At 69.3% G+C, this 18,769-nt stretch carries 18 protein-coding genes; 16 read left to right on the top strand and 2 right to left on the bottom strand.

Annotation, left to right across the window (positions count from 1 at the left end; translation table 11 throughout):
- Positions 1–93: 93 nt before the first annotated feature.
- From RF638_RS05165 to RF638_RS05120, 10 genes are all read left to right on the top strand, one after another.
- Positions 94–999 (top strand): hypothetical protein, encoded by a 906-nt coding sequence (locus RF638_RS05165; protein WP_259915593.1) that lies wholly within the window; start codon positions 94–96, stop codon positions 997–999.
- Positions 996–2,015 carry a ParB N-terminal domain-containing protein gene (locus RF638_RS05160; protein ID WP_259915561.1) on the top strand — a complete coding sequence of 340 codons (1,020 nt, stop codon included), beginning with the start codon at positions 996–998 and terminating at the stop codon, positions 2,013–2,015. The genes RF638_RS05165 and RF638_RS05160 overlap by 4 nt, the downstream gene beginning before the upstream one ends.
- A 74-nt stretch (positions 2,016–2,089) precedes the next feature.
- Positions 2,090–2,761, top strand: a complete 672-nt coding sequence (locus RF638_RS05155) for a hypothetical protein (RefSeq protein ID WP_368841584.1) — start codon at positions 2,090–2,092, stop codon at positions 2,759–2,761.
- Positions 2,762–2,774: 13 nt separating this feature from the next.
- The gene (locus tag RF638_RS05150; RefSeq protein WP_259915565.1) at positions 2,775–4,427 is read left to right on the top strand and encodes a M23 family metallopeptidase; all 1,653 of its coding nucleotides are present in this window, start codon (positions 2,775–2,777) and stop codon (positions 4,425–4,427) included.
- Positions 4,427–4,693, top strand: a complete 267-nt coding sequence (locus RF638_RS05145) for a DUF6112 family protein (protein WP_259915594.1) — start codon at positions 4,427–4,429, stop codon at positions 4,691–4,693. The genes RF638_RS05150 and RF638_RS05145 overlap by 1 nt, the downstream gene beginning before the upstream one ends.
- Before the next feature lie 137 nt (positions 4,694–4,830).
- A complete protein-coding gene (locus RF638_RS05140; RefSeq protein WP_259915567.1) occupies positions 4,831–5,100 on the top strand; it encodes a DUF6112 family protein in 270 nt (89 codons plus the stop codon).
- A 31-nt stretch (positions 5,101–5,131) separates the two neighbouring features.
- A complete protein-coding gene (locus tag RF638_RS05135; protein ID WP_368841550.1) occupies positions 5,132–6,490 on the top strand; it encodes a conjugal transfer protein TrbL in 1,359 nt (452 codons plus the stop codon).
- A 3-nt stretch (positions 6,491–6,493) separates the two neighbouring features.
- On the top strand, positions 6,494–7,960 hold the full coding sequence (locus RF638_RS05130; protein ID WP_259915571.1) for an SCO6880 family protein: 1,467 nt from the start codon (positions 6,494–6,496) through the stop codon (positions 7,958–7,960).
- A gap of 122 nt (positions 7,961–8,082) precedes the next feature.
- Positions 8,083–8,859 carry a hypothetical protein gene (locus tag RF638_RS05125; protein WP_368841549.1) on the top strand — a complete coding sequence of 259 codons (777 nt, stop codon included), beginning with the start codon at positions 8,083–8,085 and terminating at the stop codon, positions 8,857–8,859.
- A complete protein-coding gene (locus tag RF638_RS05120) occupies positions 8,856–10,367 on the top strand; it encodes an ATP-binding protein (protein ID WP_259915576.1) in 1,512 nt (503 codons plus the stop codon). Before RF638_RS05125 ends, RF638_RS05120 begins: the two co-directional genes overlap by 4 nt.
- A 169-nt stretch (positions 10,368–10,536) precedes the next feature.
- Here RF638_RS05120 and RF638_RS05115 read toward each other — a convergent pair whose 3' ends face one another.
- Both RF638_RS05115 and RF638_RS05110 read right to left on the bottom strand, forming a co-directional pair.
- Positions 10,537–12,432 carry a cation-translocating P-type ATPase gene (locus RF638_RS05115; protein ID WP_259915578.1) on the bottom strand — a complete coding sequence of 632 codons (1,896 nt, stop codon included), beginning with the start codon at positions 12,430–12,432 and terminating at the stop codon, positions 10,537–10,539.
- Positions 12,429–12,788 carry a helix-turn-helix transcriptional regulator gene (locus RF638_RS05110; protein WP_259915580.1) on the bottom strand — a complete coding sequence of 120 codons (360 nt, stop codon included), beginning with the start codon at positions 12,786–12,788 and terminating at the stop codon, positions 12,429–12,431. The genes RF638_RS05115 and RF638_RS05110 overlap by 4 nt, the downstream gene beginning before the upstream one ends.
- A gap of 213 nt (positions 12,789–13,001) precedes the next feature.
- Here RF638_RS05110 and RF638_RS05105 point away from each other — a divergent pair, with 213 nt between their 5' ends.
- The 6 genes from RF638_RS05105 to RF638_RS05080 all read left to right on the top strand — a co-directional run bounded on the left by RF638_RS05105 (position 13,002) and on the right by RF638_RS05080 (position 18,556).
- Positions 13,002–13,481, top strand: a complete 480-nt coding sequence (locus tag RF638_RS05105; RefSeq protein ID WP_259915582.1) for a hypothetical protein — start codon at positions 13,002–13,004, stop codon at positions 13,479–13,481.
- A 35-nt stretch (positions 13,482–13,516) separates the two neighbouring features.
- Positions 13,517–15,268, top strand: a complete 1,752-nt coding sequence (locus tag RF638_RS05100; RefSeq protein ID WP_368841583.1) for a type IV secretory system conjugative DNA transfer family protein — start codon at positions 13,517–13,519, stop codon at positions 15,266–15,268.
- A 92-nt stretch (positions 15,269–15,360) separates the two neighbouring features.
- Positions 15,361–15,840, top strand: a complete 480-nt coding sequence (locus RF638_RS05095; protein ID WP_259915585.1) for a hypothetical protein — start codon at positions 15,361–15,363, stop codon at positions 15,838–15,840.
- A gap of 15 nt (positions 15,841–15,855) precedes the next feature.
- Positions 15,856–16,446 (top strand): hypothetical protein, encoded by a 591-nt coding sequence (locus RF638_RS05090; protein WP_259915587.1) that lies wholly within the window; start codon positions 15,856–15,858, stop codon positions 16,444–16,446.
- Positions 16,447–16,456: 10 nt separating this feature from the next.
- A complete protein-coding gene (locus RF638_RS05085) occupies positions 16,457–16,657 on the top strand; it encodes a hypothetical protein (RefSeq protein ID WP_141268390.1) in 201 nt (66 codons plus the stop codon).
- 165 nt (positions 16,658–16,822) lie between these two features.
- Complete coding sequence (locus tag RF638_RS05080) at positions 16,823–18,556, top strand: recombinase family protein (protein ID WP_368841548.1); 1,734 nt, start codon at positions 16,823–16,825, stop codon at positions 18,554–18,556.
- The last annotated feature ends 213 nt before the right edge of the window (positions 18,557–18,769 follow it).

Genomic DNA, 18,769 nt, shown 5'->3' with positions numbered 1-18,769 from the left:
GTGACCGATCATGCACACGAGCCGACCGGCTTTCCCTGACCGCCCGCCGTGTCGTGGGAGGCGCGGTGCACCTGTCTGTCAGGAGGTGCCGTGATGATTCCGCACACGATGACCGCCGCCCCGGGTGGCGGCGAGGACTACACGACCGGTGAAGGGCTCCGCGCGCTGCTGGGCCGGCTGCACGAGGAAGGGCCAGGAGCGTGGCGTACCGACCCGACCGCCGCGAAACTCATGAGTTACGCGGCGGACAAGTACGCGGCTCTGGCGAGGAAGCATGGGCTTGATCCCTGGGAGGCCGTCAGCGCGGCGTTCGAGGTGATGCGCACCCGCTCGGCGCGGGAGGCGGAGGACCCGTGGGCGGTGGTCACGCACGCGGTGCGGATCACCTGCATCGCCGAGGAACGCGGCCAGGGCCTGCTCTGTTCGACACATCAGGCCCGCCGCCCGCACTACTCGGTCTTCCACGACGCCGAACGCCTCTCCGACCGCGAGAACCCCCTCGATGACTACCACCCCGCGTTCCACACCACCGACCCCGACCCCGGCAACGACGACGAGGAGTCGCGGCCGGAGGCGGCGGAGCCGACCGGGGTGCGGCCGGAGGCGGCGGAGCCGACCGGGGTGCGGCCGTCGGCGTTGAGTGCGGTGGAGGATGCGATCGCGTTCATCACCGTGCTGGGGTGGCCGCCGCAGACCGCCCGCGCCGCGGTCGAGCACATCTGCCAGGCGCTCACTCGGGCGGGGTCCAGGCAATCAGCGTTCGAAGTGCTGCGCCGCGACCAGCACTCCCGCGCCCTGCTCGACCTCCCCGGCACCTCATGGACCGCGCTCCTGCGGGTCCTGCTCGGAAACCCCGCCCCGGGCCTGTCCGCGACGAGCGCGGGCCGGGGCATCCTGCTGCGGCTATTGATCGGTGAGACGCTGCCGGTGCTGCTGCACGACGACGACCTCGTGCTCACCGTCTCGCTGGCGGCACCGAAACATGGCGGTGGGCGATGAGCGGCGGGCATATCGAGCTGGAGCGGGCGGTGTCCTCGATCATCATCGGCAACCGGCACCGCACCGACCTGGGCGACATCGACGCCCTGGCGGCGTCCATCGCGCGTGACGGGCTGCTCCAGCCCCCGACGATCACGCCGGAGGGGGTGCTCGTCTGCGGGCGGCGCCGGCTCGCCGCGATCCAGAAGCTGAACTGGCGGGTGGTGAACGTGTGGGTGCGGCAAGGAATCTCGGACCGGCTCGGGCACCTGCTCGCGGAGCAGGACGACAACCTGCTGCACAAGGACCTCACCCCGCTGGAAGCCGCCAGCCTCTACCGCGAACTCAAAGCCCTCCTCGCCGAGGACGCCGCACGCCGGCAGGAAGCCTCTCGGTTCTCCACAGCCCGCCAGCCTGAGGAGGAAGGGGACGGTGGCGGAAATTTTCCGGCACCGCCCTCGCCTGCGGGCGAGGCCCGGCAACAGGCGGCGGCGATGATCCCCGGCGCTGCGTCCTATCGGACGTTGGACAAGATCGAATACGTCCAGCAGGCCGCCGCCCGCGACGACCTCCCCGCCGAGACCCGCACCCAGGTCGCGGACGCGCTCGCACGGATCGAGGCGGGCGCGCCGGTGCATCCGATCTTCGAGGAAGTCCGCGGCCTGGTCGGTGATCCAAGGGTGTCGCGGGATGCGCGGCTGGACGAGCTGGCGAAAGCAGCGATCGCCCGAGCCAAGGCCAAGCCGCAGCGCCGCAAGACCGGACCGTCTCCGGTGGCGGGGCCGGTGGCGTGGACCACGCGGTCGTTCCTGGTGATCTGGGGCGAACTCACCGATTGGTGGACGCACTACGACGCCGCCCAGCTCGCCACGGAGCTCACCGATGAGCAGATCGAGATGTTCCTGACGATCGCCGCCGGCACCACCGCGTTCGCCGCCGCCCTCTCCACGGCGCGGAGCACCGAGCCCAGCGATGCAGGCGATCCCGCCGAAGATGCGGATGGGGAGGGCGCGGTGCGGCACCTGCGCGCCCTCTGACCTCCCTGATTGTTCGCCGCCCCGAACCCGTCGTGGGTGTCGGGGCGGATGTGCGTCTGGTGCACCTGGTGGCCATGAACCCGACTGATGCTTCTCGTTCCCGCCGCCGCCTCGTCGTGATCGTCACGGCCGCCACCCTGGTGCTAATCCTTGTCGGCGTCGGCGTCTACGGCCTGGTCACCGGCCCCCGCACTCCCGACCCGCCGCCCGCGACCTCGTCCGCACCGTCCGGACCGGTCACTCCCGGCGGCGATCCGCGCGAGCTGGCCCCGATTCCGGAGACGGATGATCCGGAGGAGTTCGCCCGCTCCGTCGCCGAAGCCTTGTTCGCGTGGGATACCGCGTCTGGCCTGATGCCGTTGGACTACACGAGCGTGCTGCTGGAGGTCGCCGACCCCACCGGTGTCGAACAGGCCGGCCTCGCCTCCGATATCGCCGGCTACCTCCCAACCCGCGAATCCTGGACCGAACTCCGCAAATACAGCACCACCCAGCATCTGGAGATCACGAACGTGTTCGTACCGGAGGCGTGGGCGGACGCCGTGGGGCAGGCGCAGCCGGGGCAGCTGCAGCCGGGCACCACCGCGTACACGATCGAGGGCATCCGCCACCGCGCCGGCGTCTGGAACGACGAACCCACGACCAGCGCGCATGAGGTGGCGTTCACGATCTTCCTGACCTGCCCGCCCAACGGCGACCCCTGCCACCTGCTGCGGCTGTCGATCCTCGACCAGCCCCTGCACTGAAAGGGAGGCAGCGATGCGGAAGGTGATCGCGGCACTCGCCGCCCTCGTCCTACTGGGCCCGTTGCTCGGGCTCGTCTCGGTCGGGTTGCTCATGAACCCGGCCACCGTCTCCTGCGCCGCCCCCGACGGCGGGTTCCAGGTCGGTGAGATCCCTGGGGAGCTGACGGCGACGACGCGGAACGGGGAGACGATCACGCTCGGCCGCGCCGAGCTCACCCATGCCGTCACGATCATCGGGACCGGATCGGGCATCGAGGGGGTGGGGCGCGACGGCATTCTGATCGCGCTGATGGCCGCGCTCACCGAGTCGCGCATGCGGATGCTCGCCAACACGAGCGTCTACCCCGAGAGCGGCGACTATCCCAACGACGGCAACGGGTCAGACAACGATTCACTGGGCTTGTTCCAGATGCGCCCGCAGGAGGGGTGGGGCACGGTCGCCGAGCTCATGGACTCCGACTACCAAGCCGCCGCGTTCTACGGCGGTCCCGGCGGGCCGAACCAGGGCTCGCCGCGCGGGCTGCTGGATATCCCGGGGTGGGAGCAGATGGGCAAGGGCGAAGCCGCCCAGGCCGTGGAAGTGAGCGCGTATCCGGACCGGTACGACAACTACGAACCCGTCGCCGAACAGATCCTCACCACCCTCACCAGCACCGGCGTTGGTGCTCCCGCCCCCGTCGCCCCGGCTCTCGTGCTCGCCGCGGGACCGGTGATGGAGTCGTCGCGGGTGGTGTTCCCACTGCCTGAGGGCACCTGGGTTGCCACCTCGCCGTTCGGACCGCGCACACACCCGATCACCGGCGAGGAAGAGTCCTTCCACACCGGCGCAGATTTCTCCGCCCCGGACGGCACGCCGATCCTCGCCGCCGCCGACGGCACAGTGACCGTTTCTGAGTTCTCCGGCGGGTACGGCGGCCTCGTCGTCATCGAACACCACATCGACGGGCAGACCGTCGCGACCGCGTATGCGCACTCGTGGGAGAACGGCATCCACGTCCGAGCCGGCGACCAGGTGCGTGCCGGGCAGCACATCGCCGACGTCGGCTCCAGCGGCATGTCGACGGGGCCGCATTTGCATTTCGAGGTCCGCCAGGGCGGCACCGACGGCGAGTACATCGACCCCGCGAAGTGGCTCAACGACCACGACGCCGCCGACCTCCCCGAAGCCGACGTGCCACCGGCCGGGTCCGAAGACTGTGACACCGGAGCGGAGGCACCGGGTGATCCGTCGCCGGTCGAGGGCAACCCGGATGAGCTGGTGGACGACCCGACTAGCGACGGGCAGATCACGGTGCGGATGCTCAGCGTCTACGAACAGACCCTCGCGGCGTTCCCGGAGTCGACGTGGGCGTGCTACTCGCCCCGCCCCGGTCAGAAATCCGAGCACCCGCTCGGACGGGCCTGCGATGTGGCGTTCGGGAACGCGATCGGCCAGCACCCGACCCCGGCACAGCTCGAGTACGGGTGGCAGGTCACGAACTGGCTCCAAGAACACGCCGACACCCTCGGCGTCGAATACCTGATCTGGCAGGGCAAGATCTGGTCGGCCTCCCGCGCCGACGAAGGCTGGCGCGACTACACCGGCGGCGGGATGCACGACCCCGCCGATATCACCGGCGGCCACTACGACCACCTCCACATCACCGTGAAAGCGGGTGCGGCGTGATGAACGTGTTCCCGGACTTCGACGGTCTCTCCGGCATCAGCGAGCTGCGCGAGGTCGCCGGCGCGCTGCTCATGTTCGTGCTCGTGGTGGCGGTGCTGATGCTGATCGTGTCCGCGATCTGCTGGGCGATCGGCGCTGCGAACGGCAACTACCAGGTCGCGGCGAAAGGCCGCATCGGCGTGTTCGTCGCCCTCGGCGGCGCGATCCTCGCCGGCGCCGGCGTCGCCTGGATGAACTGGCTCATCACCATCGGCGGACAACTCTGACGACCCGCTCCGCTTCGTTCTCTGGGCCCGTCTCCGGGTGCTTCGGCACCCCGGGGCGGGCCTTCTTTTTGTGCCCGGTGGGGCGGGGTGCACCTGGCGGTCGGAACTGTCTTCCGTCTTCTGAAAGGGCACTCATCGTGATTGACATCGACCCCAACTCCTCCGGGCTTCCGGGCATCGAGCAGCTGCGCACGATCGTCGGCGCCGTGATGACCGTCGGCCTCATCCTGTCCGTCCTCGCCCTGATCATCTCCGCGATCGTCTGGGCCTACGGCTCCAACAGCAGCAACCCGCACCTCGCGGGGAAGGGAAAGACCGGCCTGCTGATCTCCTGCGGTGCGGCGATCATCTGCGGCGGCGCTGTCGCGCTCATCAACTTCTTCTGGGGCGTCGGCCAGCAGGTCTGATCTCTTCTGCGTGTGAAAGGAGGGGTCTGCCGTGAGCGTGTGCGACATCCCCGTCATCTCCAACGTGTGCGATGCGGTCGGCGAGGGCACCGCATCCCTGATCGCCGCCCCGTTCGACTGGCTCGCCTCCTCGATGGCCGGGGCGGCGGCCTGGCTGATGGAGACCATGTGGACCGTCTTCGACACCACCACCCTGGTCGATCTCACCCAGGACGGGTTCGTGTCCGTCTACAACCTGCTGTTCGGGATCGCCCTGTTCATCGTCGCGATCTTCTTCTTCCTCCAGCTCATCACCGGGATGATCCACCGCGACCCCACCGCCTTGTCCCGCGCCGCCCTCGGAGCAGGGAAATCGATCCTCGGATCGTTCGTGGTCATCACGCTGACCACGGTGCTACTGGAGATCGTCGACCAGCTCTGCATCGGCCTCATCCAGGCCGCCGGTGAGACCACCGAGTCGATGGGCAACCAACTCCTGCTCCTCGCGAACGCTCTCGCGGGCCTGAACATCGCAGCCCCAGGCGTGGGGGCGATCGTGTCGATCTTCCTCGCCGGACTCATGATCGCCGCGATCGGGATCGTCTGGTTCAGCCTGCTGATCCGGAAGGCCTTGATCCTCGTCACCGTCGTTCTCGCCCCGCTCGCGCTCTCCGGTGCCTCTTGGGATGTCACGAAGGGGTGGATCGGGAAGTGGGCGACGTTCCTGGTCGCGCTGATCGTCTCCAAGCTCGTCCTGGTCGTGGTGTTTCTGGTGGCGATCACGCAGGTCGCGACACCGATCGACTCGGGCCTGACCGCCGTGACCGAACCCATCGCCGGCATCGTGCTGCTCGGCATCGCGGCGTTCGCGCCGTACATGGTCTACCGGCTGATCAACTTCATCGGCTTCGACCTCTACAACAGCATGGGTGCCGAGCAGGACGCGAAGAGCGCGATGAACCGGCCCCTCCCGATCCCGTCCAAGCCGAACACCGACGGCACCCAGAAGATCCTCGACGGCTCCGGCGGAGACAGCGACTCCAACGGCGGTGGAGGAAGCGGCGGTGGGACGCCCCCGAGCACCACGCCGCCCGCGGGAACCGAGACTGCCGGTGCCGAAGCGGGCACGGAGGCCGCGGCCAGTTCGGGCCCCGCGGCCCCGGTCGTTGCCGGCGCGGTCGTCGTCAAAGAGGCCGCCGAAGCCGGCCCGGAAGCGGGGAACGAGGTCGGGCAGCAGGCCGATGCGGCCGCCAGCGGCGCACAGAACACCGGCAACAGCACTCCCGGCGAAAGCAGCGGCGGCAATCGTCCCGGTGATGGGGGTTCGGGTGGGACGCTGCCTCCGCCGTCGCCGCCGGTGCCGAACACCCCGCCCGACCCGAACCCGGCACCGCTGAGTGGGAAGGAGTAGCTCATGTCTCGCACCGACACGACGACGACCGGGGGCGAGCTGGTCCCGGTGAAGTTCTCCCGGCTCACCCGCCGCGGCCTCATCCTGGGCCTGTCCCTGTCGCAGGTGATCGCCCTCGGCATCGGCGGCGTCTCCCTGGTCGGCGCGCTCTACGCCGGCGGCGGCATCCTCGTCCTCTACTCCGCACCCATTTGGCTGCTTGCCATCGCCCTCGTCTGGGTGAGGATCGGCGGGCGGGCACTGGTCGAATGGCTCCCAATCTGCACGTGGTGGCTGTGGCGCACCACCGGTGGGCAACTCCTGTACCGGCGACGAATCGTCACACCTAGGCCGGCGGGCACCCTCGCCCTGCCCGGCGACATGGCCCGGCTCCGCGAGTACGCCGACCCGGAGACCGGGGCAGGCATGATCCACGACCCGACCGGAAACACGCTCACCGTCGCAGTTCGGGTGACGCATCCGGCGTTCGTGCTCCTGGACCCGTCCGAACAGAACCGCCGCGTCACAGCCTGGGGCCGGGTGCTCGCCACGATCTGCCGCTCCGGACGGATCAGCGCGCTCCAGGTGCTGGAGCGCACCCTGCCGGACTCCGGGCAGGGGCTGGCGGAATGGTGGGCCGAGCACGGCACCCACGACGGCTCCTGGGCCTCGACCACCTACGCCGAGCTCATCGACCGGGCCGGCCCCGCCGGGGAACGCCACGCCACCACGCTGTCGCTCTCGCTGGATATGCGGGCGGCGGCCCGGCAGATCCGCACCGCCGGCGGCGGCATCAAAGGCGCAGCAAACGTGCTCCGGCAGGAGATGGCAACCCTCGTCGCGGCGCTCCGGGCCGCGGACCTCACCCCCTCGGGATGGCTGTCCACGGGTGAGATCGCGGTGATGCTGCGCACGGCCTACGACCCCGCGATCGGCCCCACCCTGGAACGCCACGGCCAGCTCGGGCAGGACCTCGCAACCGCCGGCCCGGTCGCGGTGACCGAGACGTGGGATCGGCTGCGCACCGACTCCGGCCACCACGCCGTCCTCTGGATCAGCGAGTGGCCGAGATCGATGGTGTATCCGGGGTTCCTCGCCCCGGTCGCGCTGTCGACGGGGATTCAGCGGTCGATCTCGCTGATCTGCACCCCGCTGCGCACCGACCAGGCGGTGCGCGACATCCGCAAGAAGAAGGTCGAGCACATCTCCGACCAGGCGCAGCGACGGCGGATCGGGCAGATCCAGGACGCCTCCCAGACCGCCGAGTACGAGGACGTGCTCCGCCAGGAAGCCGACCTCACCGCCGGACACGGGGTGCTCCGCTACACCGGCCTGATCGCAGTCACCGCACCGACGGCGGAGGAGCTGGATACGGCGGTCGCCGCGATCGAGCAGGCCGCGATCCAGGCCTCCTGCGAAACCCGGCTGCTGGTCGGTCAGCAGGCCGCCGCGTTCACCGCCGCCGCACTACCGCTGGCTCGCCGCATCTGACCCGCAGTTGAGCCCGGTGCGTGGCCGGGTGCACCTGGGAGCACGGCGCCCCGACCCTCCATTCACCTCCGCGGGTCGGGGCGCTGCCGCATCCGTTCCCACGTATCGAAAGAGGCCCGCTCATGCCTACGTTCAACGACCCTGCCGCCGATGCCCGCGAAGCCTCTGAGGCGGTCCGCGGGCTCGCCCACGCCACCCAGCGCATCGAGAACCCTGAGGTGCTGTATCCGGTGATCGGCGAGCTCATGGCGACCACCAGGAACCTGTCGCAGGTGCTAGACCAGCTCGCCCGCGCCCACCAGCAGCACACCGGACGAGCGATGACCGATTCCGGCGACCGGGAGGCAAGCAGCCACCTCACGTTCGAGGCCGCCGCCGCACTCCACGAAGCCGCGGCGCACATCGGGCAGGCCGACACGGTGCTCGACCGGGCGTCGAGCCGGGCCGGGCAGATCGCCTGGCGCCCTGAGGACCCGCGGTACCGGTGGGTCAGTGTCGTGTTCCTGCAAGGGAGCGAGGCGCAGCCGGTGATGGAGATTATCGACCGGCAGGGTCCGGATGCCGCGATCGCATACCTCGCCGCCTTCGATTACGGCGAGGAGACCGTGAGCGCTGCGATGGAGAACGGGTACGTCTACGAGACCGCCCCGCAGACCCCGGCGGACCGACTCGTCAAGGACGGCGATTACGCCCTCACCTACAGCCCCGACCTGAACTATGTCGGCCTGTCCCGCCGCATCGACGCCCCCGAACCCGAGCGCGAGACGCCGACCGCCGAAGCAGCTCCTGCCAGCCGGGGTGTGGGGCGGCATCGCGGGGCGGAGCGTGCGGATGGGTCATCGTGGTTCCTGCCGGATGCGATCGCTGAGGTCGCCGAGTCGCGGGGACTGTCGCTGTGACCCGGCAGCCGGAGGCCGAGCGCCTGCACACCGCCGTCCTCGTCGCCCCGTCGAAAGAACGCCGGCGCCTGCGCACGCAACGCCGCAAAGCTGCCGCCCGGCTCCTCGCCGAACAGCGCCACCGCGAGCAGGCCGAGGCGAAGGCGAAGAAAGCGGCGGAGCGGGCGGAGCGGAAGGCGACCCGGTATCTGCCCGCCGCCGGCGAACCCGGGCCCGTCGCGCTCCGGTCGCCGGGCGGGTTCCGGCTGCCGCGGCATCAGGACACCTCCGCCATGTTGGCTGGTGCGTATCCGTTCCTCGCTGAAGGCGGCCTCGGCTCCCAGGGCGTGTTCGTCGGCCAGGATCTCTACTCGGGCGGCTCCTTCGTGTACGACCCGTGGGTGCTGTACGCGAACGGGATCATCACGGCACCGAATGTGGTGGTGGCTGGGATCGTTGGCAGCGGGAAGTCGTCGCTCGCGAAATCGCTATACACCCGCTCGTTGGGGTTCGGGCGACGCGTCTACATCCCCGGCGACCCGAAAGGGGAACACACGGCCGTGGCGGGGGCGGTCGGGGGGCGGGCGATCAAGCTCGGCCACGGCCTCGCAACCCGGTTGAATCCGCTTGATGAGGGGTATCGGCCGGCCGGGATGAGTGACCAGCAGTGGACCGCGACGGTCACGTCCCGCCGCCGAGACCTCATCGGCGCTCTGACGGAGACGGTGCTGGCGCGGCCGATGTCGCCGTTGGAGCACACCGCGATCGATACGGCGCTGGCGGTGACGATGCGGGAGAACGACGTGCCGATCCTGCCGATGGTCGTCGACCACCTCCTCGACCCCGCCGACGACCCCGACGGCCGCCTCCGGGAAGACGGGCGCATGGTCGGGCACGCGCTGCGCCGTCTCGTGCACGGCGATCTCGCCGGCCTCTTCGACGGCCCCTCGACGGAGGTGTTCGATCCGTCGCTGCCGATGATCTCCCTCGACCTGCCCCAGGTCACCGAGAACTCCACCCTGATCTCCGCCCTGATGACGTGCTCGTCGGCGTGGATGGAAGCGGCGCTGCTCGACCCGGCGGGCGGGCAGCGATGGTGCGTGTATGACGAAGCGTGGAGGGTCATGTCCCAGCCCGCGCTGCTGAAACGGATGGACGCGCACTGGCGCCTCGCGCGGGCATACGGCATCGCGAACATGATGATCTTCCACAAGATCAGCGACCTCGACAATGTGGGCGATCAGGGATCGGCCATGCGCGGCCTCGCCAACTCGCTCCTCGCGAATGCGGAGACGCGGGTGATCTACCGGCAGGAATCCGATCAGCTCGGCCCCACCTCCGCAGCCCTCGGACTGACGGGCACCGAGCAGGGCCTGCTGCCGACGCTCGGGGTCGGGCAGGGGCTGTGGAAGATCAAGGGCTCCTCCTGCGTGGTCCAGCACCAGCTCCATCCCGCCGAACATCGCCTCTTCGACACCAGCTCACGCGCAGCGGCCATTCCCCGCAAGTTCAAGAATCCTGAAGCCTGATTCGCCGGAAGATGCGGATCGAGGGGCTCTGTGCGGGGTGGTGAGGTTGCATCTTCACGAAAGATGCGACCTCACCCTATTCTGCCGGTGATCGCGCAGGCCGGCCTGGTGTTCCACTTCATGGAGTTGTGTGCGGTGTGGTGCTGGCGCGTGGTGCCTGGCTTCGTGCCTAGCGTTTCCCGCGTGCGGCGCGCAGCCCGTTGAGAATCACCAGGACCTCGGCGATCTCGTGCACGAGGACCACGGCGGCGAGTCCGAGGATGCCGAACAGTGCGAGCGGGAGCAGCGCGGTGATGATCAGCAGCGAGAGGATGATGTTCTGGTTGATGATGCGCCTGCCGCGGCGGGCGTGGTCGAACGCGCGTGGGAGCAGCCGTAGGTCGTGGCCGGTGAAGGCGACGTCCGCGGACTCGATCGCGGCGTCGGAGCCGGTCGTCCCCATGGCGATCCCGATGTCCGCGGCGGCCAGTGCCGGGGCGTCGTTGATGCCGTCGCCGATCATGGCGACCGCACCGTTCGTGCCGAGTTCGGTGATCGCGGCGGACTTGTCCTCGGGGCGCAGCTCGGCGCGCACGTCCTCGATCCCGGCCTGCGCGGCCAGCGCGCGGGCGGTGCGGACATTGTCGCCGGTGAGCATGGTCACCCCGACGCCCTGCGCGGTGAGGGTGCGCACGACCTCGGGGACCTCGGGGCGCAGCTCGTCGCGAACCCCGATCGCAGCGACCGGCACACCGTCGCGGTGCACGATGACGACCGTCATGCCTTGCTCTTCCAGGTCCGAGACCTGGTCGCCGAGTGTCCCGGCGTCGAGCCAGCGGGGGCTGCCGACGGTGATCTTCGTGCCGTTGAGGTGGCCTTCGATGCCGTGCCCTGCCTGCTCGGTCACGTCTTCGGCGGCAGGGGCGCCCGGGGCTGCGGCGGTGATCGCTGCGGCCAGCGGGTGGGTGCTGTGCTGTTCCAGGGCCGCCGCCCAGTGGAGTGCCTGCGTCTCGGTCACGCCATCGGTCGTGAGCACGGTCGTGACCGCGGGTTCGTTGCGTGTGAGTGTGCCGGTCTTGTCCACGGCGATATGACGGATGGTGCCGAAGCGCTCGAAGACTGCGCCGGATTTGATGATCACGCCGAACCGGCTGGCCGAGCCGATCGCGGCGACCACGGTGAGCGGCACGGAGATCGCCAGTGCGCAGGGTGAGGCGGCGACGAGCACGACGAGGGCGCGGGTGATCCACAGTTCCGGATCGCCGAGCAGCGAGCCGATGAGCGCGACGAGAGCGGCGAGCACGAGCACGCCGGGCACCAGCGGGCGGGCGATCCGGTCGGCGAGACGGGCACGGTCGCCCTTCTCCGTCTGCGCCTGCTCGACGAGCTCGACGATCGTCGTGAGGGAGTTGTCGGTGCCTGCCGCGGTCGTCTCGATCTCCAGGACTCCGGCGGCGTTGATCGCTCCGGCCGACACTGCGTCTCCGGGCTCGACGTCGACCGGGATCGACTCCCCGGTGATGGCCGAGGTGTCCAGGCTGGAGCGCCCCGACCGGATGATCCCGTCGGTCGCGATCCGCTCGCCGGGGCGGACGAGCATGAGTTGCCCGACGGTGAGGTCTTTCGCCGGGATCTCGACTGAGGCGCCGTCGCGGCGGACGGTTGCGGTCTCTGGGACGAGTTTGAGTAGCGCCCGCAGCCCGCCGCGGGCGCGGTCCATCGCCTTGTCCTCCAGCGCCTCGGCGATCGAGTAGAGGAACGCCAGCGCGGCGGCCTCCTCGACGTAACCGAGGACCACCGCACCAACGGCGCTGATCGTCATCAGCAACCCGATGCCCAGCTTGCCCTTGAACAGCTTTCGGATCGCGCCGGGGGTGAATGTGGACGCGCCCAGCAGCAGGCCGACCCAGAAGATCACCAGGGCCGCGACTTCCGCCCCGGTCCACTCCAGGATCAGGCCGGTGCCGAATGCGATTCCGGAGAAGACGGGCACCATGATCCCGCGGTCACGCCACCACGGACGCTCTACTTCCTCGGTTTCCGGGGTCGTGGTGGTCGGCTCGTCGCAGCCGCATGCGGCGCTCACGTGTTCGCCTCCGTCCCGCAGCATCCCGGCACGGTGCAGGCCGCGTCCAGGCACGGGGCGCTCTCGTCAACGGCCAGCGTCACGTCGATGAGCGCTGTCAGCGCCGCGGTCAGGTGCGGGTCCGCGATCTCGTAGCGGGTCTGCCGGCCCTCGGGCTCGGCGACCACGATGCCGCAGTCGCGCAAGCAGGTCAGATGGTTCGAGACGTTCGAGCGGGTCAGTTCCAGCCCGCGTGAGAGCACCGCCGGGTAGCTCGGGCCGTCCAGCAGGGTCATCAGGATCCGGGAGCGCGTCGGGTCTGCCATGGCCCGGCCGAGCCGGTTCATGACGTCGAGACGTGAAGTAATGGTCAGCATGCACTGAACTATACAGTGGATGCTGACTAGTTGTCGCCTTCGTCAGCGTGCTGCATGCGCTCCGCGCGCTACCAACAGGGTTGCCTTCCCGAGGAATGCCATAGAGACACGCACGTTGCGGGGGTCGGGTGGGTGCACCTGGCGGGTATGAGACACGCCCCAAACGTTGCCGATTCCTCCTCGTCGTCCGTTCCGGTGTCGGTGCCGCATCTCGTGCTCGACGTGCACGACGACGGCACCCTCACCGCTACCCTCGACACCCGCCCCATCGACCCGCCCGAGGGGGTGGGCGCGTGGCGGCGGGCCATGTTCGCGCAGATCATCGACCACGCCACGAACGACCGGTCCGTCGCTGTCAGAGTGACCGTGCACGAATCCGACGCCACCACGTTCACCGACATTCTCCCCGCCGCGAAACGCCCCGCCCCGGAACCTGTGGCTGAAGAGAAGGCGGAGTCGCGGCGGGTGCCGAAGCGTCAGCGGGCGGCTGATCCGATCTCTGTGGACGGGGGCGGCGGGTTCATCGCCGGGGAGGACGTCGCCGTCGCCGTCATCACCGCCCACACCGATGCGAGCCCGGACGGGCGCGCACGCGCCCTCCTCGACCCCGCGGTCGTCGCGGCGGCGCGGGCGGGCGAGGTGGTGCTGGTCGGGCGGGTCTCCGGCACGGTCGCCGTGCGGAGTCTGTCGTGATCGGGCCGCAGGGCCGTCCCGGCGGTAGCGGGCAGATGGGTGACGAGCTCACCAACCTGATCCTCATCGCCGCCGGCGGCCTCCTCGGGGTCGCGTTCGTGCTTCGCGCCGCCGGTAGCGTGGCGGCGTTCTTCACCGGCATCCCGCAACCCACTGCCGGAGCGTCCGGCGGGGTTGCGGTGTTCTTCAACCCTGCTGATCCTGGCGGGCAGCTCGGCGCCGACGGCCTGAACCCGGTCGTCTACTGGGTCGTCGCGACCCTTATGCTCGGCGCTCTCGTCACTGTCGGGTTCTGGGTGTGGAGTCTGATTCGTCGCACGATGCGGCAGGCCGTGCTGGACCCGCACCGGCAGGAGGGTACAGCCACCCGCCACGAGATCGCCCAGGCCGCCTCCACCAAAGCGTTGGTGCGCCGTGCCAGCACCTTGCGTCCCTCGCTGGAGAATCCCGCACCACGGGATGTCGGTTACCGGCTCGGCACCGCGCACCGGCACGAGGTCTGGGCCTCGGTGGAGGATTCGATCCTCCTCGTCGGCGCACCCAGGAGCGGCAAGGGCCTGTTCCTCGTGATCCCGGCGATCCTCGACGCCCCTGGTGCGGTGGTCACGACCAGCACGCGTCCCGATAACGTCACCGCCTGCCTGCGCGCGAGGAAGCGCATCGGCCCGGTGGCGGTGTTCGATCCGCAGCACCTCGCCGACGGCCTCCCCGCCGGTCTCCGTTGGTCGCCGATCCGGGGCTGCGAGTCGCCGCAGACCGCGATGATCCGCGCCGCCGGCCTCGCCTCCGCCACAGGCCTCAGCGCGGGCGGCGTCGAAGGCGGCGACTTCTGGGAAGGGAAAACGAGGGCCGCGCTCCAAGCGCTGCTGCACGCCGCCGCCCTGGACCGCCGCACCCCGACTGAGTTGTTCCGGTGGACGCTCGATCCCACGTCGGCGGCGGATGCGGTCGCGATCCTCACCAACCATCCGGATGCGGCGACCGGGTGGGCGGACTCGCTCGCGTCGATGATCGACGCCGACCCCCGCACCAGGGATTCGATCTGGCAAGGCGTGTCGCTATCGCTCGCCGCCCTCGCGGACCCTCGGGTGCTCGACGCCGTGTCCCCGGGAGCGGGCGAGGAGTTCGACCCAGAAGCGTTCATCCGACAGCGCGGCACCCTGTTCCTCCTCGCCACCGGTGCCGGGGCCGGGAACAGCGCCGCGTTGGTCGCGGCGCTGGTGGAGGATCTGGTCGAGACGGCCCGCCGCCTCGCCGCCCGCTCCGCCGGCGCCCGCCTGGACCCGCCGATGCTGCTCGCGTTGGACGAGATCGGGAACCTCGCACCCCTGCCATCCCTTCCGACGTTGATGGCCGAGGGCGGCGGGTCTGGGATCACGACGCTCGCGGTATTGCAGTCGCTCGCGCAGGCACGGGACAAGTGGTCGGAGCACCAGGCCGGGGCGATCTGGGACGCCTCGATCGTGAAGATCCTCCTCGGCGGAGCCTCCAACAGCCGCGACCTGCAAGACCTCTCCACGTTGATCGGGGAACGCGACGAACTGACCGACTCCACCACGGTCGGTGACTACGGCTCCCGCTCCAACCAGCGCTCCGTCCGCCGGGTCGCGATCCTCCCACCGGACCGGATCAGGACGCTCCCGTTCGGCACCGCCGTCACCCTGCTCCGTTCCGCGCCGCCGATCATCACCGACCTGCGCGCCTGGCCCAACCGCCCCGACGGGGCCCAGCTCAAAGCCGACCGCGCCGAGGTCGAATGCCTCCTCCACGACGCCCACCGGACCTGAGCCGGCGAGGGAGGGGGGAGGGCGGGTGCACCTGCTTGACCCAGCGGCTCCTACACGAGGTGGCCGCCTGAGCAGAGCAACGGGAGCACACGATGAACGAGCAGCCACGTAACCCCGATCCCGAGATCGGCGATGCCTTCTACGGGTTCGTCGCCTCCGAGCCGCAGCTGACCTGGCACGACGGCACACCGCGCCTGTACTTCAAGGCCGGGCAGGAGCGCTACGAGTACGGACCCGACGGGTCGCGCACCAAGCTGCCCACCACGTTCCACGATGTCGTCGCGTTCCGTGGAGCCGCTGTCAGCGGTGACGAGACGCTGTCCAAGCTGGACTGGTTCGTCGCGCACGGCCGCCTCGAACCGAACACGAACCCCAACACCGGGGTGGAGACGAAGGAGTTCATCGCGAACCGGCTCGGACCCGACGCCGCCCGGATGAACATCGAGATCGGCACTCCGCGTCGCCGCTCCCAGATGGAGTCCCCGAACCGGCGGCAACCGGCGCGTCAGGTCGCGTTCGAGCCGCCCGAGCAGGACCAGCCCGAGCACGAGCAGCCCACACGGGCCATGTGAGAGGGGCGAAGCCTGATGAACGACGACCCCACGCTCCCACCCGACGACCTGGCCTCCGAGCCTGAGGAGTGGGAGGAGGACTTCGGGCGGCTCGACCCTGACGATGACATTCCGGGGCCGCCGCGGCCGGTGAACTGGAACCTCCTGCTCTCTCACGACCTGGAACAGGAATGGCTCGCCCTCAACCGGTGGGTCGAATGGCTGAGGCGAACCTACGCGCTGCCGGCGTCGGTGATCCCGCCCTACTGGCACCGGCATTCCGAGCTGCACTGGGAGCTCAGCGCTCTGCACCTGCACTGGCTGGGCGCCTACGACCCGGAGCAGAACGCGTCCGCCGCGATCGGTTGGCACCGCGACTTCGCCGCGGCCCGCCAGCGCCTCCGCGACTGGGTGGCCGCCTCCGGCACCCGACTGGACCGCGACCGGCCCTCCCGGCAGACCGCGTGGCCCGGCGAACCGCCCGCCCCGCCGGTCGAGGACACCCCGATCACCGACCGACGCGCGGACTTCGTGCAGTTCGTGATCGCGCAGGTCGCCCGCCGCAAGGCCGCCGAAGACGCCGTCTTCGCCCGCCTCGATGACGCCGCGCGCTCAGACGATGGGTAGGTGACGAGCGGTGGTGCGGAATTATCAGCGCAAGACCCAGCGGCCCTCCGCAGACCGGAACCTGCGCGTCACCTTCACCCGGCGCGAGCAGATCGACGTCGAGAAGGTCGCCGAAGTCCTCATCCGCGTCGCCCTGCGAGAAGCCGGCACCGGCACGAAGGCCGGGCAGGCCGGCACCCGACTCCGGGCGCTGCTGAGCAGCGAGCGGTAGAATCCCCGGTACGTAGTACGTCCATCAGGGCGCTACCGGCTTACCCCTTTGTTGCCCGAACCCGTCGCGGTTCGGCAGGCCTCCCCATCTGTGTCGTGACAGCCCAACGGCGCCCGCACCCATCCCTTCTGGGATTGGGTGAGCGCCCGAAAGGCAGTCACGACCATGACGCTCCTCGACCTTCCCGCCGGCCTCGACCTCAGCGCCCTGCGTGCCCTCGCCGGCCCCGCGACCCAGGCCCTCGATGTCACCCTTCCCGATGGGAAGGTGCCGGCGATCTCCTACCTGCGGGTCTCCACCAAGGACCAAGCCACCCGTAACGGCCTCGAAGAAGGCCTATCCATCCCTGCGCAGCGCGAGGCCGCGCAGCGCAAGGCCGAGCAGCTCGGTGCGGTCATCGTCAAGGAATTCATCGAGCCTGGCGAGTCCGGCAAGACCGCCCGCCGCAAAGCCCTCCAGGAGATGCTGGACTACCTCGCCGAGCATCCCGTCAGGTACTGCATCATCAACAAAGTCGACCGGATCGCCCGGAACCGGCTCGATGATGCGATCATCCACGCCACGCTCCGCCAAGCCGGGGTCACACTCGTGTCTGTCATGGAGAACATCGATGAGACCCCCTCCGGGATGCTCATGCACGGCATCATGGCCTCGATCGCGGAGTTCTACTCCCTGAACCTCGCCCAGGAGGTCACCAAGGGTCTCGTGCAGAAAGCCTCTATCGGCGGCACCCCGCACAAGGCACCCATCGGCTACCTCAACGTCCGCCTCACCGATGCGAACGGGCACGAGGTGCGCGACGTGCAACTCGACCCCGACCGGGCCGACCTGATCCGGTTCGCGTTCACCGCCTACGCCACCGGCTACTGGTCCCTCTCCAAGCTCGCCCGGGAGCTGGAGACCCGCGGCCTCGCCACCCGGCCCACGCCGACCTTCCCCGCAAAGCCGGTCACGACCACGGGGCTGCACAAGATCGTCACGAACCCCTACTACCAGGGCATCGTCACGTTCCGCGAGGTCACCTACCCCGGCACCCACGAACCACTGGTGACGCCGGAGACGTTCGAGCAGGTGCAGACGATCCTCCAGCAGAACCACGTCACCGGCGACAAGCCGCAGAAGTACGACCATTACCTCAAAGGCTCGATCTACTGCGGCTGTGGAAAGAAGCTCATGTTCGAACGGCCCCGCAACCATCAGGGCGTCGCCTACGACTACTTCACCTGCACCGGCCGCCGGTTCAAGCGCAACGACTGCCAGCGCACCGCCATCCTCGTCCACCGCGTCGAGCAGAGCATCGAGAACCGCTACCAGCACGTCTCCGTCACCGACGACGAAGCCGAACAGATCAAGGCCGTGCTCGGGCAGGTCTTCGACGCCCTCGCCGAATCGACCAGCGACGAACGGACTCTGCTTGCCGGGCAGAAGGCCAAGCTCGAAGCCGAACAGGTCAAACTCCTCCAAGCCCACTACGCCGACGCGATCCCCATCGACCTCCTCAAAACCGAACAGGACCGCATCCGCGCGAGCCTCCACGCCATCACGAATCGGCTCGACACCCTCGCGACGACCTACGCCAACGCGAGGATCGGGCTCGACGCGATCCTCGGCCTCCTCACCGACATCGGTGACGTGTACGCGAAGGCCGAACCCGCCGAACGACGGATGCTCAACCGGGCACTATTCGACCGCATCACCATCGATGACGAAGACCAAGCCGCCCTCGAACCAGCCCAGACGATCGCGACGATCCTCGACGCCATCCCCAGGCCACACAACGAAAGAACCTTGCCCCGCGATCACGCGGGGCAAGGTTCGAACGTTCAACTTTACGTGGAGCTTAGGGTGTCTAGAGTCAGGACATCGTTGACAGTCCTGGCGTTGACAGCCACCCCATGACCGTTGACAGGTGAGCCGGGACATCGTTGACACAAACCAGTCTGTGATCGATGACAGGTGAGTCGGGACATCATTGACACCCTCGAGACGGTGACGATGGTCAATGGGAAGCACAACACGACATCTGGTCATCGTCCGCTCCGTACGCGATCAACACCTCACCGTGGCCCAGGCCGCCACCCGCTACGGCGTCTCCCGGCAATGGGTCTACAC

Source organism: Kocuria sp. CPCC 205235, from assembly GCF_040980905.1.
Lineage (GTDB): Bacteria > Actinomycetota > Actinomycetes > Actinomycetales > Micrococcaceae > Kocuria > Kocuria carniphila.
Note: the sequence above shows the minus strand (reverse complement) of the source record. Positions and strands in the feature narration are given on the sequence as shown.

Coding starts and splice junctions, on each gene's coding strand:
- RF638_RS05165 (WP_259915593.1), top strand. CDS start 94: ATGATTCCGCACACGATGACCGCCGCCCCGGGTGGCGGCGAGGACTAC.
- RF638_RS05160 (WP_259915561.1), top strand. CDS start 996: ATGAGCGGCGGGCATATCGAGCTGGAGCGGGCGGTGTCCTCGATCATC.
- RF638_RS05155 (WP_368841584.1), top strand. CDS start 2,090: ATGAACCCGACTGATGCTTCTCGTTCCCGCCGCCGCCTCGTCGTGATC.
- RF638_RS05150 (WP_259915565.1), top strand. CDS start 2,775: ATGCGGAAGGTGATCGCGGCACTCGCCGCCCTCGTCCTACTGGGCCCG.
- RF638_RS05145 (WP_259915594.1), top strand. CDS start 4,427: ATGAACGTGTTCCCGGACTTCGACGGTCTCTCCGGCATCAGCGAGCTG.
- RF638_RS05130 (WP_259915571.1), top strand. CDS start 6,494: ATGTCTCGCACCGACACGACGACGACCGGGGGCGAGCTGGTCCCGGTG.
- RF638_RS05125 (WP_368841549.1), top strand. CDS start 8,083: ATGCCTACGTTCAACGACCCTGCCGCCGATGCCCGCGAAGCCTCTGAG.
- RF638_RS05110 (WP_259915580.1), bottom strand. CDS start 12,788: ATGCTGACCATTACTTCACGTCTCGACGTCATGAACCGGCTCGGCCGG.
- RF638_RS05100 (WP_368841583.1), top strand. CDS start 13,517: ATGGGTGACGAGCTCACCAACCTGATCCTCATCGCCGCCGGCGGCCTC.
- RF638_RS05095 (WP_259915585.1), top strand. CDS start 15,361: ATGAACGAGCAGCCACGTAACCCCGATCCCGAGATCGGCGATGCCTTC.
- RF638_RS05090 (WP_259915587.1), top strand. CDS start 15,856: ATGAACGACGACCCCACGCTCCCACCCGACGACCTGGCCTCCGAGCCT.
- RF638_RS05080 (WP_368841548.1), top strand. CDS start 16,823: ATGACGCTCCTCGACCTTCCCGCCGGCCTCGACCTCAGCGCCCTGCGT.